At 73.6% G+C, this 12,741-nt stretch carries 21 protein-coding genes; 20 read left to right on the forward strand and 1 reads right to left on the reverse strand.

Annotated elements, in window-relative coordinates; genetic code table 11:
* The first annotated feature begins 162 nt into the window (after positions 1–162).
* The 19 genes from GT354_RS48700 (at position 163) to GT354_RS48790 (ending at position 11,067) form a co-directional block, all read left to right on the forward strand.
* The gene (locus GT354_RS48700) at positions 163–570 is read left to right on the forward strand and encodes a conjugal transfer protein TraB (protein ID WP_161364477.1); all 408 of its coding nucleotides are present in this window, start codon (positions 163–165) and stop codon (positions 568–570) included.
* 124 nt (positions 571–694) lie between these two features.
* A complete protein-coding gene (locus GT354_RS48705) occupies positions 695–2,797 on the forward strand; it encodes a chromosome segregation protein ParM (protein WP_161364479.1) in 2,103 nt (700 codons plus the stop codon).
* A gap of 28 nt (positions 2,798–2,825) precedes the next feature.
* A complete protein-coding gene (locus GT354_RS48710) occupies positions 2,826–3,218 on the forward strand; it encodes a hypothetical protein (protein WP_161364481.1) in 393 nt (130 codons plus the stop codon).
* Between the two features lie 97 nt (positions 3,219–3,315).
* Entirely contained in the window at positions 3,316–3,522 is a 207-nt protein-coding gene (locus GT354_RS48715; protein WP_161364484.1) for a hypothetical protein, read from the forward strand.
* Positions 3,519–3,869: an RRQRL motif-containing zinc-binding protein gene (locus tag GT354_RS48720; RefSeq protein ID WP_161364486.1), complete on the forward strand. Its 351-nt coding sequence runs from the start codon at positions 3,519–3,521 to the stop codon at positions 3,867–3,869. The genes GT354_RS48715 and GT354_RS48720 overlap by 4 nt, the downstream gene beginning before the upstream one ends.
* Positions 3,870–3,982: 113 nt before the next feature.
* On the forward strand, positions 3,983–4,324 hold the full coding sequence (locus GT354_RS48725; RefSeq protein ID WP_161364488.1) for a hypothetical protein: 342 nt from the start codon (positions 3,983–3,985) through the stop codon (positions 4,322–4,324).
* A 49-nt stretch (positions 4,325–4,373) separates the two neighbouring features.
* Positions 4,374–4,556 carry a hypothetical protein gene (locus GT354_RS48730; RefSeq protein WP_161364490.1) on the forward strand — a complete coding sequence of 61 codons (183 nt, stop codon included), beginning with the start codon at positions 4,374–4,376 and terminating at the stop codon, positions 4,554–4,556.
* Positions 4,557–4,645: 89 nt separating this feature from the next.
* Positions 4,646–5,359 carry a hypothetical protein gene (locus GT354_RS48735; protein WP_161364492.1) on the forward strand — a complete coding sequence of 238 codons (714 nt, stop codon included), beginning with the start codon at positions 4,646–4,648 and terminating at the stop codon, positions 5,357–5,359.
* A 127-nt stretch (positions 5,360–5,486) separates the two neighbouring features.
* Positions 5,487–5,954 carry an Lsr2 family protein gene (locus GT354_RS48740; protein WP_161364494.1) on the forward strand — a complete coding sequence of 156 codons (468 nt, stop codon included), beginning with the start codon at positions 5,487–5,489 and terminating at the stop codon, positions 5,952–5,954.
* Entirely contained in the window at positions 5,951–6,382 is a 432-nt protein-coding gene (locus GT354_RS48745; RefSeq protein ID WP_161364496.1) for a hypothetical protein, read from the forward strand. Before GT354_RS48740 ends, GT354_RS48745 begins: the two co-directional genes overlap by 4 nt.
* Before the next feature lie 15 nt (positions 6,383–6,397).
* A complete protein-coding gene (locus tag GT354_RS48750) occupies positions 6,398–6,889 on the forward strand; it encodes an RNase adapter RapZ (protein ID WP_237536206.1) in 492 nt (163 codons plus the stop codon).
* Positions 6,886–7,125 (forward strand): hypothetical protein, encoded by a 240-nt coding sequence (locus GT354_RS48755; RefSeq protein ID WP_161364498.1) that lies wholly within the window; start codon positions 6,886–6,888, stop codon positions 7,123–7,125. The genes GT354_RS48750 and GT354_RS48755 overlap by 4 nt, the downstream gene beginning before the upstream one ends.
* A gap of 96 nt (positions 7,126–7,221) precedes the next feature.
* On the forward strand, positions 7,222–7,491 hold the full coding sequence (locus tag GT354_RS48760) for a hypothetical protein (RefSeq protein WP_161364499.1): 270 nt from the start codon (positions 7,222–7,224) through the stop codon (positions 7,489–7,491).
* On the forward strand, positions 7,488–7,943 hold the full coding sequence (locus tag GT354_RS48765; protein ID WP_161364501.1) for a hypothetical protein: 456 nt from the start codon (positions 7,488–7,490) through the stop codon (positions 7,941–7,943). The genes GT354_RS48760 and GT354_RS48765 overlap by 4 nt, the downstream gene beginning before the upstream one ends.
* The gene (locus GT354_RS48770; RefSeq protein WP_161364503.1) at positions 7,940–8,206 is read left to right on the forward strand and encodes a hypothetical protein; all 267 of its coding nucleotides are present in this window, start codon (positions 7,940–7,942) and stop codon (positions 8,204–8,206) included. Before GT354_RS48765 ends, GT354_RS48770 begins: the two co-directional genes overlap by 4 nt.
* A 170-nt stretch (positions 8,207–8,376) precedes the next feature.
* Positions 8,377–8,673: a hypothetical protein gene (locus GT354_RS48775; RefSeq protein ID WP_161364505.1), complete on the forward strand. Its 297-nt coding sequence runs from the start codon at positions 8,377–8,379 to the stop codon at positions 8,671–8,673.
* Positions 8,670–8,912 (forward strand): hypothetical protein, encoded by a 243-nt coding sequence (locus GT354_RS48780; RefSeq protein WP_161364507.1) that lies wholly within the window; start codon positions 8,670–8,672, stop codon positions 8,910–8,912. Before GT354_RS48775 ends, GT354_RS48780 begins: the two co-directional genes overlap by 4 nt.
* Before the next feature lie 386 nt (positions 8,913–9,298).
* Positions 9,299–10,156, forward strand: coding sequence for a ParA family protein (locus tag GT354_RS48785; protein WP_161364509.1), 858 nt, complete (start codon positions 9,299–9,301; stop codon positions 10,154–10,156).
* Positions 10,153–11,067, forward strand: coding sequence for a hypothetical protein (locus tag GT354_RS48790; RefSeq protein WP_161364511.1), 915 nt, complete (start codon positions 10,153–10,155; stop codon positions 11,065–11,067). Before GT354_RS48785 ends, GT354_RS48790 begins: the two co-directional genes overlap by 4 nt.
* Positions 11,068–11,392: 325 nt before the next feature.
* On the opposite strand, the gene GT354_RS48795 is transcribed toward GT354_RS48790, so the two are convergent.
* Complete coding sequence (locus GT354_RS48795; RefSeq protein WP_161364514.1) at positions 11,393–11,602, reverse strand: hypothetical protein; 210 nt, start codon at positions 11,600–11,602, stop codon at positions 11,393–11,395.
* 353 nt (positions 11,603–11,955) lie between these two features.
* On the opposite strand from GT354_RS48795, the gene GT354_RS48800 reads away from it, so the two are divergent.
* On the forward strand, positions 11,956–12,477 hold the full coding sequence (locus GT354_RS48800; protein ID WP_161364516.1) for a hypothetical protein: 522 nt from the start codon (positions 11,956–11,958) through the stop codon (positions 12,475–12,477).
* The last annotated feature ends 264 nt before the right edge of the window (positions 12,478–12,741 follow it).

A 12,741-nucleotide genomic window follows, 5' to 3' on the forward strand; every position in this document is an offset into this window, starting at 1 on the left:
GCCGAGGGCGCGGCCCTGGCGGCGCAGCACGTCGCCCGGGTCTACGGCGCGGACATGCAGGCCGTGCGCGACGCGGGCCTCACCCACGCCTCCGCCGCCGCCCACCACGACTGACCCGACCCGCCCCCCGCACACCCACCCCCGACCGAAAAGGGAATGCGCATGAGTGAGATCGCCCAACGCGCGAGCCAGGCGAGCGACGCCGCAGCCGGCTACCGCGAACTGCAAAAAAACCTGTCGACCCTGGAACGCTCGATGAACAGGGTCACCGGCGACATCGAGCAGCTGATGCGACGGACGGTGGCCACCGCCGCCGAGGCGGCCGACCTGGCCGACGCCATCGAACACGCCGGCCTCGACGGCGCCCACGTCGAACTCACCCGCCTGGTCGAAGAAGCGCTGCGCAGCGCGGCACCGGCGGTCAACGCCCTCGACGACGCCGCCGGCGACGTCACCCAGGGCACCCGCACCACCCGCGCCGCGCACCAAGCGCTGTACGGCGTCCTCGACGAGATCCGCACCACCCGCCGCGAGAGGACGCCGAAGCCCGGCTTCTTCGCGAACGACTGACCGGACCCGCCGCGCCGACCGGCGCGACGTCCTCGAGGGGCGGCCCGCACACGCGGGCCGCCCCTCGCCGTCCCTCCCGGCCCCGCCCCGCCTCGTTCCGAACCGCCCCGAAGGAGACCCCGTCGTGTCCCGCCTCGTCACCCTCGAACGTCTCGCCTACGCCGCCGCCGCGCCCGTGCTCGCCGCGGCCCCCAACACCGCGCCGAACGGTGTCACGCACAGCGTGCTCGTCCTGGCCGGCGTGGCCGGCGCGGCCGGAACGTGGCGCGCGGTCGACCGCGCCGAGGGCGCCGGCCGCGCGATCGTGCGCTGGTCCCCCCTGTCCACGGCCCTGGCGGTCGACGTCGCCGCGCTCCTCACTCCCGGCTGGGGATGGGACGCGCTGATCGCCACCGGCTGGGCCGCGATCGGCGCGGTCGTGCTGCCGTTGACCCGCACCACCCGCCGCCGCCGACCCGCCCTCGCCGCCCCGCCGCTGCGCCCGCCCGCACCGCCCGTCGGCGAGGCCCCTGCCGTCGACGACGGCGCGGACCCGTTCACGCGCGGCATCCGCACCCTGTGGGAGACCGCGGGCAACCCCGCCCGCACCCACGTCGTCGGCGCGCGACGCCACGACGGCACCACCTACGACGCCAGCCTCCTGGTCCGCGCGAGCGAACCCGGCCGGCCCATCACCGGACTGACCGAGGCCGGCGTCGCCGCCGCCCTCGGCGTCCACGAACGGGACGTGACCCTGGCCGAGGTGCCGCACCAGAACGGCCGGCACGGCGGCCCGGGATGGCGCGAGATCCACGTCACCCCCGAGGCCGGCGCCCGCCGCCGCGCCGCACCCACCGACACCGAGCGCTGGGTCGACCGGATCGGCCGGGCCGGCGGCGGCGCCCCGGGATCGGTCCTCAAGGAGATCCGCCGCGACGAGAAGCGCCGCGTGACGCTGTACCGGGCGGAGATGGCGGACGCCGTCGACGAGCCCCGCGTCGACCTGGCCCGCCTGTGCCGGGGACTGGAAATCCCGCACGACGACAGCAGAGTGTTCCTCCTGAAGGAGGACCACCGCTTCCTGGTGAGCGTCTTCGACGAACCGCCGCTGTCGAAGATCTTCCCCGCCACCCGCGAATTGTTGACGCCCGACGAGCGGGGCATGTTCGTGTGCGGCTACTCCTACACCGGACAGCCGGTACGCAACTTCGTGTGGCAGGCCGACAAGAACGCCGCCTGCCACGGCCTGATCCTGGGCGTCACGCGCAGCGGCAAGACCCAGTACTTCGCGATCGCGATGGCCGCGCAGTCCCTCGCCGGCGGCGTGGTGTGGCTCGCCTCGGCGAAACGGGACGAGAAGACCGACACCCTCGCCGAGCACATCGACCGCCAGGGCAACAGCGTCCTGTGGATGCTGCGCATGCTCCGCGCGGCGGTCGCGCTGTGCGAGATCCGCGCGTCGATGCCCTGGGAACACGACGGCAAGCCGCACGACTTCAAACCGGGCGACCCGCGGTGCCCGTACAAGCTGATGAGCGTCTACGCCGACGAGTACGTGGCCGCGACCCGCGACGCCACGTACGGCCAGGAGATCCAGGCCCTGGGCGACGCCCTCGTGCTCACCGGCCTCAAGTACGGCGTCGGCCTGTACGTCGCCGGCCAGAACCCGTGGGTGGACGGCGGCTTCAGCACGGAGCTGAAGGACAACATGCGGATGAACAGCCGCCCGCTGATCTTCAACATGGGCTCGAACGGGGCGACCCGCAAGGCCATCGGCGACGCGATGACCGACGCCCACGACGCCCCGACGATCCCGGCCCGGTACGCGGTGACCGAGGGCAGTGTCCTGGACCGGGCGATGACCGGCGAGGCCGACCCCGAGAACGGCGTCGGCACCGGCGGCGTCGCGATCGTCGTCCTCGACGGCGGCCGGGCCACCCTCGTGCGCACCCTCCTCGCCGACTTCAACACCCCCGGCGCGGTCGCCGAGATCTTCCCCGACGCGGTCAACCACCTGACCGCCCACGAGATCACCTCCCTCGAACAGCTCGACCTGTGGGGCGACTGGTACCGGCCCGAACCCGTCGAGACCGACGACGAGGACGAGCACGGGCCCCGCCCACGCGGCAAGAAGAAGCAACCCACCCCGGCCGCGGCCGCGCACGTTCCCCCGCCGACCCCGCCCGCCCCGCCCGCGCGGTCCTCCCGCGACGTCCTCGCCGCGATCCGCGAACACACCACGGTCTGACCACCCACCACATTCCAGGAGCCGAACCGTGCCGCCCACCGACCCCACCACCGCCACCACGACCGCCGTGGTCACCATCACCACCGCCGACGGCGTCGTCACCCCCGCCTGGCTCACCGTCCCCGCCACCACGACCGGCACCGTCCCCGCACACCCGGCCGGCGCCCCGTACGAGATCACCACCACCCACCCCGCCGCCCCCGCGCAGCGAACGGCCGCACCGCAGTGGGCGATCGAGCTCGCGGTCGCGGGCGCCGGGATCGGCGCGGCCGCCGCCGGGATCGGCTACGGCATCGGCGCCGCCGCCCCCGGCATCGCCGCCGGAGCCGACCTCCTGTGGGCCCTCGCCGCCGTCCTGGCCGGCATCGCCGTCCTGACGCTGCTGCTCGTCACCCGGCGCCCGCCTAGCGGCGACGCCTGACGGTTCCTGTCTCCACGGTCCGGCCGCTCACGCAGCGGCCGGAGCCGCGGGCGCACGACCCGCCCGAACCATCCCATTGCCGCTGGAGTGATGACGCATGCCCGAATTCGACCGAACCCACTGGCGGCGCGTCATGGCCGAAGGCGCCGCCGACGCCTGCATCAGATCCGCCGAGATCCACGAGGCCCACGCCGTCCTGCTGCGCATCAGCGACCCCCGCGCGAGCACCGAACACCGGGCGGACGCCGCCCGACGGCGCGCGGACGCCGCCGCGTACCTCACCGCCGACGGCGGTGCCCGGTGACCGACGTCTACGCCTACCACCACGCCCCCCGACACCTCCTGACCCGCCGTCAACTCAGGGCCAAAGCGCTCCGGCCCGGCGGGCAGGAACCCGTCGCCGAGATCAGGTGGTGGGGCGGGCAGCGTGTCGCCTACCTCTACGACGTCGACCGCGCGCTGCCGGTCCGGGAGATGACTCCCGGCCGCGCCCGGGCCCTCGCCGCCGCGATGCTCGCGCGCCGAACCTGCCCCGGCTGTCGGGCGGTTCGGGATTACTGCATCTCCCGCCGCCACGGCCTGTGTCAGCCCTGCGTCGACGGCCCCGGCCACGCGGGCGACGACTTCGACCCGTCGCCCGCGTGGCGGTAGACCCCGCCGGTCTCTACCCGCACGGTCCGGACCGCCCCTCGCCCTCCCCACGGCGCGGGCGGTCCGGGCCGTGGGCGCACGAGCCCAACCCCCGACACCGAAGGACACCCGCCATGAGCACCGACACCATCCGAACCCACGTCGAAACCCTGACCGAGGCCCGGCGCGCCTATACCGACCGGCTGCGCCGAGTCGGCCCGCGCGAGGGCCACGTCATCGTCCACACCCGCCTCGACACCCGCGTCTACGCCCCGATCGAGATCCGCATCGCCGCCGCCCGCGCCGCGATCCGCCGCGCCCGCCGAAGCCACACCGTCCACGTCCACGACGCCACCGGCCGCGACGGCATCGCGATGCGCGTGGTCCACGTCCGCTACGCCCCCGACACCTGGGACGACGTGAAGGACGCCGTGGACATCTACGAGATCCCGGTCCACACCCTCACCGCGCTGTAGCCCGACACCCGACCACCCACCCGACCCGACAACCAGGAGACGACGACCCATGTCCGAGCACACGAAGAACACGAACCCCGGCACGAACCCCCGACTGGCCGCCGCGATCACGCGCGACAACGAGCTCGAGGACGCGGGGATGCACGGCGACGACCGGATCACCTGCTGGACCCACCGCTGCTGGGCCGACGACTGCGCCGACAGGCACGTCCCCGCCCGCCCCGCCGACTAGACCACCCCACCCCGCCCGCCCCGCCCGAAACGTTCGGGCGGGGCGGGCGTACGAGCGGCCCCACCCCGACGACCGACAGGAGCACACCCGTGCACACCAACGGACACCACCCGGCCCCGACCTCGACCCCGACCTCGACCTCGACCCCGGCTGCGGCTGCGGCTGCGGTGGCGCATGATCTCGATCGCCTGATCGTGGCCCAATATGCCCGCGCGGCGATGCGGTCGGAGATCGACCGCCGCACCGTGTGGACGTGGTCCGCGCTCGTGCCCGGCGCCACCGGGCGCGTCGTGGAACTCGACCCGTACACCGGCCTGACCGAGGCGCAGGACGAAACGGTGGCGCTGTACCGCGAGGTGGACCCGGCCTCGGCGCTGCGCTGGATCCGGGCCCCGCACGACGGTGGCCACGTTCTCCAGGCGCGGCCCACCGCCGAGAGCGCCTGGGTCGACACCGGCCACCGGGTCGTGCCGTCGGTGCGCAGCCTGCACGGCTCGTGCACCCAGGACGGCCCCACCGGCGCGGTGGCGCCCACCCCGACCGTGGTCCTGGACCACGCGGACCTGCGCTTGGTGGTGGCGGGCCTGCGCGCCGAACTGGACGCGTGGATCCGGTGGCACGGCGAGTACGGCCACGAGGCCGACACGATCTGCACGTCCGGGTGTTTCGGCGGCCGGATCGCGCCCGCCTGCACGGACTGCATCGACACCGTGCACGCGATCGACCGCGCGCCCCACGACTTGTTCGGCGACGACCCCGGACACACCGACGACGTCACCGACCCGGCGCCCGCGCGGCGGTAGGGCCACGCCGCCAGGCCCCTGCCCGCACGGTCCCGACCGCACCCCCGCGCCCCGGCGCCGGTGGCGCGGTCCGGGCCGTGGGCGCACGAGCCCAACCCCCGACCACCGCACGAGGAGAGGAACCGTTGTGATCGAGATCGTTCCCGAGCCCGTCATCGACACCACCGACCCGGAGAGCATCGACGCGCACGACGACGTCCTGGACGTGGACGCACTGCTCGCCTGGGGAGCCGCGCACCCCACCGCCACGATTCGGACCCTGGCGGAGCGCACCGCGCAGGGCCTGGCCAGGCTCGCCGAGCACCGCGCCCGCGCCCGGGCCGTCGACGCCGCCCAGGCCCGCCTGATCGAGGCCCAACTGCTGCTCGCCCGCGCGGAGGCGGGCCTGCGCGCCGCCAAGAACGGCACCGGTTCGGCTGCCGCCCTCACCGGCGTCCCCACCGTCGACCCCGGCCCGGCGCAGCGGCGCGAGGAGGGCCGCCGGGCGCGGGCGTGGGCGGCGAGTACCGGTCTGGAGTGCCCGGCCCGGGGCATCGTCCCGAAGCACGTGCTGGACGCCTACCGCCGCCGCGCGAACGGCGGCAACGAGGCGTGAACGACCCCACCCGCACCGCCACGCCGGTACACCGGCGCATCGCCGAGGCCACCGCGAACATTCGCGCGGCCGACCAGAAAGCGGCTCTGGTGCTCGCGGGCCTGGGGCTCGCGTCCGCCGGCCTTGGGTCGCTGCCCGCGGCGGCGGCCGTCCTGGTCGGTGTCGGGCTGATCGCGTCCGCCGCTCTCCTGGGCCTGGTCCTGCTGCCCCGCACCCAGGGCACCTGGACCGCCCTCGCCGACGCGGACCCGGCCCTGGTCCTCGACCTGGTCGACCTGGCCGAGCGGCCCGACGCCCTCGCCGCGGAACTGACCGACCTCACCCGGATCGCGGTCCGCAAATACGCGCTGGTCCGGATCGGGCTTCTGGCGACCGCCGCGACCGTCGCCGTCTACGCCGCCGCCGCCCTCGCCTCCACCATCCACTGACCCAAGGAGCAGACCTTGACGAACAACCTGCACACCCCCCACGGCCTGATCCGCATCGTGTCCTTCGGCTACGGCCACGGACCCGCCCCGGCCGCCGACCTGACCGTCGATTTGAGGCGCAGGTTCCGCAATCCCCACCAGGACCCGGCGATGCGCGAGCGCACCGGCCTGGACCAGGACGTGTACGCGCACGTCCTGGACACCCCCGGCGTCCGTGCCTGCGCGGTGTGGACCGCCCGCACCGTGCGTGAGCTGTACGCCGCGATCGGCGGCCCGCTCGTCGTCGCCACGGGATGCACCGGAGGTCGCCACAGGGCAGTGGGTATGGCCCGCGCCGTGGCCGCCGCCCTCGCCGACGGCCGCCTCCTGGCCGTGGTCGAGCACCGCGACGTCCACCGGGCCGTCCTGCCCTCCCGGGTCCACGACACCGAGAGCGATCCCCGGCCCGCCGGCCCCGACATCGTGAACCCGCTGCTCATCAGCCCGGAGTATCGGGGCGAGCGATGACCTGGACCCCCGCCCAACGCGCGCAGAAGATCCGGGACATGGAGGCCGCGGTGACCCGCTTCGACGCCGCCGCGAGCACCGCCCACCGGACCGCGAACGACCGAACCGCCGATCCCGAGACCCGGGCCCTGTACGCCCGCATGGAGGCCGCCCACCGCGAGGAGGCCGCCGGCCTGCGCGCCACCATCCGTGCCGTGTCCCAGGGCGCCGGCCCCACCGCATACGGCTACCGCTGAATCCGCCCCGGGACGGCCGCCACACCGCGACCAAACGAGCGCGACCGTCCCGGGCCCTCGACCACCGCGCCAAGGCGCGGAGGAGGAGAACCCATCGTGACCGTCACCACCCACCACCGTCCACCCGTCACCAACCCCGAGACCACCGTCCGGCCGGACACGGCCGCCTCGCCCGTGCCGCGCCCCGTCGTCGGAACCCGCACCCTCTACATCGACGGTCGCGGCCACCTGTGGATCACCTCCGACACCGGAGCCGACCGGATCCGAGCCCTCACCCCCGAGAACGCCCCGCCCCGCTGGGACACCCCCGCCGGCGTCGAGCACACCACCGGCACCTGCGCCGAGCTGCGCAAGGGCGTCCGATGACGACGTACACCCTCCCCACCACCTGGGAGCGCGGGTCGATGCGGATCACCACCCCACGCGACCGCCTCGACACCGGCCGCGCGGCGTGGTTCTGCAACGGCTGCGGGGACGGTCGTTCGACCGTCACCCGCAGCCCGGACGAGATCACCGCACTCGCCGAACAGTGGCGCGCGCACGTGTGCGAACCGCTGCCGGAACGGTGGCTGATCGCCCCGGCCGAGATGCCGTGCGACCTGTGCGCCGCCCACACCCGCAGCCGCTCCCCGCGCGGGCGGCCGTGCCACCCGGTGTGCGCGGCACGCCGCACCGCCCGACACACCGCCACGACCACCGCATCGCACCGCGCGACACCCGACCGCGCCGCCGCCCGGCGCCCGGACCGCACACCCGGACCACCGGCCCGGCCTGGGCGCGGCGACCGACACCGTGCCGCGCCTCGAGGAGCGACATGAGTCTGAAGCCCCGCACCTTCTTCACGATCGCCTGCGACGGGCGCGGCTGCGGCGCGCTGTACGAGCAAGCGACACCGGACGGCGACGTCGACTGCCTGCTGCTGGAGAGCGCCGCCGCGTCCGCCGCGTGGGTGCCGACGCTGCTCGCCGACGACTGGCTCGCCTCGACCCACCGGCACCTGTGCCCGCCCTGCGCCAAGCGGGCCGCCCTCCAGGTCGTGGAGCGCCTGGAGATCGAGATCACCCACGATCCACTGTTCTGAGCCACCCCACGAGGCGGCCCCGACCCGGGTCGGGGCCGCCCTTTTTTGTTTGCGGCGGATCCCCGCGAGCGCTTTTGTCGCCCGCGCGCCGCCCCGCGCGCCCTGTCGAGTCACCCGGTACCGGGCGCACACTGGGGGCGGCCCATCCGACGACGACGGAAGGAACCGCGATGGCCGAGCACGTTCTGGTCACCCACATAGGAGGCGAGCGCGTCGAGTTGCCCGGCACGATCGGCGGGATCCGTGCGGGCCTGCCCGACGACGACACCCGCGACGAGTTCGACCGCGCGATCGCCCAGGCCCCGCTGGAGCACGTCGCGCTGATCGCGGCCCAGTGGGGACTGCCCAAGGCCGCCCGCGACGAGGACGACGCGTTGATCGCCCGGATCCGCGCCGGCGACCCGACCGCGGCCCGCGAACTCACGCCCGAGGAACTGGACTACGAGTCGGCGGACCCGAGCCGGTGAGCTACCGCGTCCAGTTCGGCGACATCGCCCGCGCCAGTCGCGACGCCCTCCCACCCGACCAACGCCGCCGGTTCGACGCCGGCATGGCGTCCCTGGCGCGCGACCCCTACGGCTCGGGCTCGCGCGCGGTACGCGACAACGACACCCGACAGGCCCTCGTCGGCGGCTGCGTCACCCTGTACGTGGTTTCCGCCGGCGTCCTGGTCGTCACCGTCGTCCGGCTCCAAGGGCCGCCCTGACCCGTCCCATGGCGCAGGTAGAGCGTCCGGTCGTCGGGACCAATTGGTCCCGGACCGAGGAAGAGGGAGGGGCCGCCCCTATGCGCGGGCCCCTTGCGCTCGGCCGCGCGCCGCCGTAGACCGCCGGACCCCTTGCGGGGACCGAGCCCCGCGGGCGGGACTCGTCGTTTGAATCGTGTTCGAATGCCAGCGGTTCGGGTCCGGTCGTCCGCAACGGTTCGGCGGGCCGGCTCTTGTCCAAGATCATTCTTCCCCAATTGGGGAAGAATGATCTTGGACAAGAGCGGGACACCCCGCACCCGCAAGGAAGCGAACAGCCGACGTCCCGGGTGGATATCGGGTGTGATGGCCGGAACAACCCGACGGTCTCGTTATCGTCCCTTGCCATGACCGAGACCACGGCGGGCCCCCTCGCCGAAACACCAGGGCTGCCGGCCCCCCGCGACGGCGAAGGCCGAAAGGCCCGCATCATCGCCATGTGCAACCAGAAGGGCGGCGTCGGCAAGACCACCGCCACGATCAACCTCGCCGGAGCACTCGCCCGCAACGGGTCGCGGGTCCTGGTGTGCGACTGCGACCCACAGGGCAACGCCACCAGCGCCTTCAAGGTGGCCCTGCTCGACGACGAGAAGGGCCCCACCCAGGCCACCGTCGTCGTCGACGGCTCCGACCCACGCCCCCTTGTGGCCAGGACCCGCGTCGACGACATCGACGTCCTGCCCGCCAGCATGGACATGTACCTCCTGCCGTCCCGCCTGCGCGAGACCGGCGCCGCCCTCCAGCTCTACGCCCGCATGCTCGGCCGCCTCGTCGACGAGTACGACTTCGTCCTGCTCGACATGCGTCCCGCCCTCGACACCGACACCGACGCCCAGACCGCCGCCGCGCACGCCGCGATCATCATGGTCGACGTCGACGAGTGGGCCATGAAGGCCGTCAAGATGCAGATCGCCCAACACAAGAAGATCCTGAACCTCCTCAGTCGCCCCGCCGACTCCCTCCCGGTCCTGGGCATGGTCATCGGCCGTGTCATGAAACCCATGGGCTCCTTCGACGCCGCCGTCTACAAGCAACTCCGCAACCACCCACGCATCCCGCTCCTGGGCGAGATCCCCATCCGCTCCTCCGACCTCAAGGAGGCCCGCCACCAGGGCCTGCCCGTCGAGTCCTACCGGCCCAAGTCCGACACCGCCGGCTTCTTCCGCGCCATCGCCGCGAACGCGGGCCTGGTGACCGCCGCATGACGAAGACGAAGAAATACGAACTCGACGGCTGGGACGACGACGAGGCGTCCACCGCCGCCGCCACCAGCCTGACCCTGACCGAGACACGGATCCAGGAAGAGCGCCACGCCTCCACCGGGCAGGCCATCGCCGAACGCGTCGCCGCCGCCGTCGAAGCGGCCCGCCCCGGCCTCGACAAGGTCCCCGACCCCGTCGACCCCGAAGGCACCGGCGACCTCACGGCCGAGGAACACGCACGCCTGGCCGACTGCGTCGCCGGCGTCGAACTGCTCTCCACCGCCTACTGGATCGCCGGCAAATCCCTCGACACCATCGCCTGCGGTCGCCTGTTCCGAAGGCTCCCCCACAAGCTCGAACCCGACCGCTGCTACCACACCATCGAAGAATGGGCCGAGACCGAACACGGCATCAGCCGGTCCCGATGCAGCAAGCTCCGCGCCGGCTGGGAACTCGGCGAGATCCTCAACGCCCGCGGCCACAAAGCCCCCGAAGGCCAAGTCCGCGAACTCCTGCCCTTCCGCAACCGACACGGCCTCACGGCCGCGATCGGCGTGTACGAACTCGTCGCCCAGACCGTCGGCACCGACAAGGTCACCGCCGGCCGACTCCGCGAAACCCTCGCACTGCTCCCGGGCGACCTGACCATAAGCGACGAAGACCCGGCCACCATCGCCCAAGCGCTCCAGGGCGTCATCGAGGGCACGGAGCCACAGGCACCCCCGCCGTCCACGGCGCTGCCCCCCGCACTCAAGCGGGACGTCGACCGGCGCGCGGTCGCCCTCGCCGACCGGCTCGACCGCGGGCGCATCCCGCGCAACGAAGTCCTGGCCCACCTGCTGGCCGCCTTCGCCGACGACAGTGACCCCCGAGTCTTCGACGCCGTCCTCGAACGGATGAAGACCGGGCGCTGACGACACAAGGGCGCCCGGCCAAATGTGGTGGCCGGGCGCCCTCGCGTACACACGGCACCCTACGCAAGAACACCGACACAGCGACGGTGCCGATCATTCGGCCCGTCGCCTGCCCCGTCGCGTGGCCCGTCGCTTGCCCCGTCGCGCTTGGAACCGACGGGGCGTGTAGCGGTGTTCGCGCTGGTCGGGGCGTGATGTGCACCCCGCCCGGCGCGCAGCCTGTATATGGGTGTGTGGAGAGAACACCAATCCATCCCCGCCGCCCGGCCGGCCCTGCGGCTGCCGTCTCAACCATCACCAACGCCGAGGGCGGCCCGGGTGACGCTCAACCGCCCGCTTCGCCGTCGTCTCCCGCCCCGGCCCCGCCCCGTCCGAGCGAGCGGCGCGCCCGACGGTGTTCCGTCCCGGCGTCGCCGGTGCCTCGGGGTGTGGTGGCGGCGCGGGCCGCGATGGTGAGCCGAGCGACGTCGTCACCGGCGTTCGGTGCGGCGGAGGGTGGGGGTGTGGGCCCGGTGCCCAGGCGTCGACGAGTCACCCGCGCAGTGTCCCGCACCGCGCACGGCGGCACCGCCGCCCACCGGATACCGCACCGCGCACCGAGTGCGCACCGATCGCCGCACCGCTCCGCACCGCCCGCCTGTGACGCGAATCCGGACGAACCCGATGGTCAAGGGGCGGTCAAGGGGGAAACCGGGACACAGCGGATATCCCCTGGACACGGGCCCTTGGCACAGTGACAGCCGAAGTCGAATTCGCGGCGGCCCTCGACAGCGCCACCGCCGAGGATCGACCGAACCACCACCCCGCACTACCACGCGCCGCCCCACGAGCGGGTGGCATTCCCCCGACCGCGCCCGCGAGAGCCGGTCCGCTACCTACTGTGCGGACATGACCACGATCGAGACGGGCGAGTACACCGGCTGCACACCGAACCAGCTCCTGGACGCGCTCCACGCCCTGGGCGCGAGCATCGTCCCCGAGCCGGACCACCAGCCGTCCGACGCGGACCTGCCGTTCCTCCTGGGCCTGCTGACCCACGAGGCGGAGAAGGCACTCATCCACCACGTCACCGACACCGACCACGTGGACCGGTTCGTCACCGCGTACCGGGAAGCCGCCGGCGAGCAGGTGATCGAGGCGCAGGCCATCGCCCTCATGCGATCCAAGACGATCCTCGACCGCACGACCACCACCGCACCGCTCCAGCGGCTGACCGTCGACGCCCTGGACGCCGCCGCACACGCGGCCACCCTGATGGCCCGCGCACGCCTGGCAACGGCGGAGGACGAAGCGGTGGACGAAGCCGAGACACGCGACACCCTGCGAGCGACCAAGACCGCACTCCGGCACGCGCGCGGCGCCTACGAGGACACGGTCAAAATGCTGCGCAGGATGGGCCTGCGTATCTGACCCCCGCCCTGGGCCACGCCCGATCCACACGCGAACCCGACACCAACCTCACATCCTCGTCGACGACCACCAGCCGCCGTACCCGGGCGGGGTGGCGTTGATCGCGACGTACGGGCACTACCCCGGCGGCCGGTCGATGTACGACCACCCCCACCCGCCGGACGGGCGCCTGCACTGGACCGGCGACGCACCCCGACCGCCCGCACCGCACCGCCCGCACCGCATCCCACCGCACCGCCCGCGCCGCGCCCGCGCACCCGCGCC

It is taken from the genome of Streptomyces sp. SID3343, from assembly GCF_009865215.1.
In the GTDB taxonomy this organism is placed as follows: domain Bacteria; phylum Actinomycetota; class Actinomycetes; order Streptomycetales; family Streptomycetaceae; genus Embleya.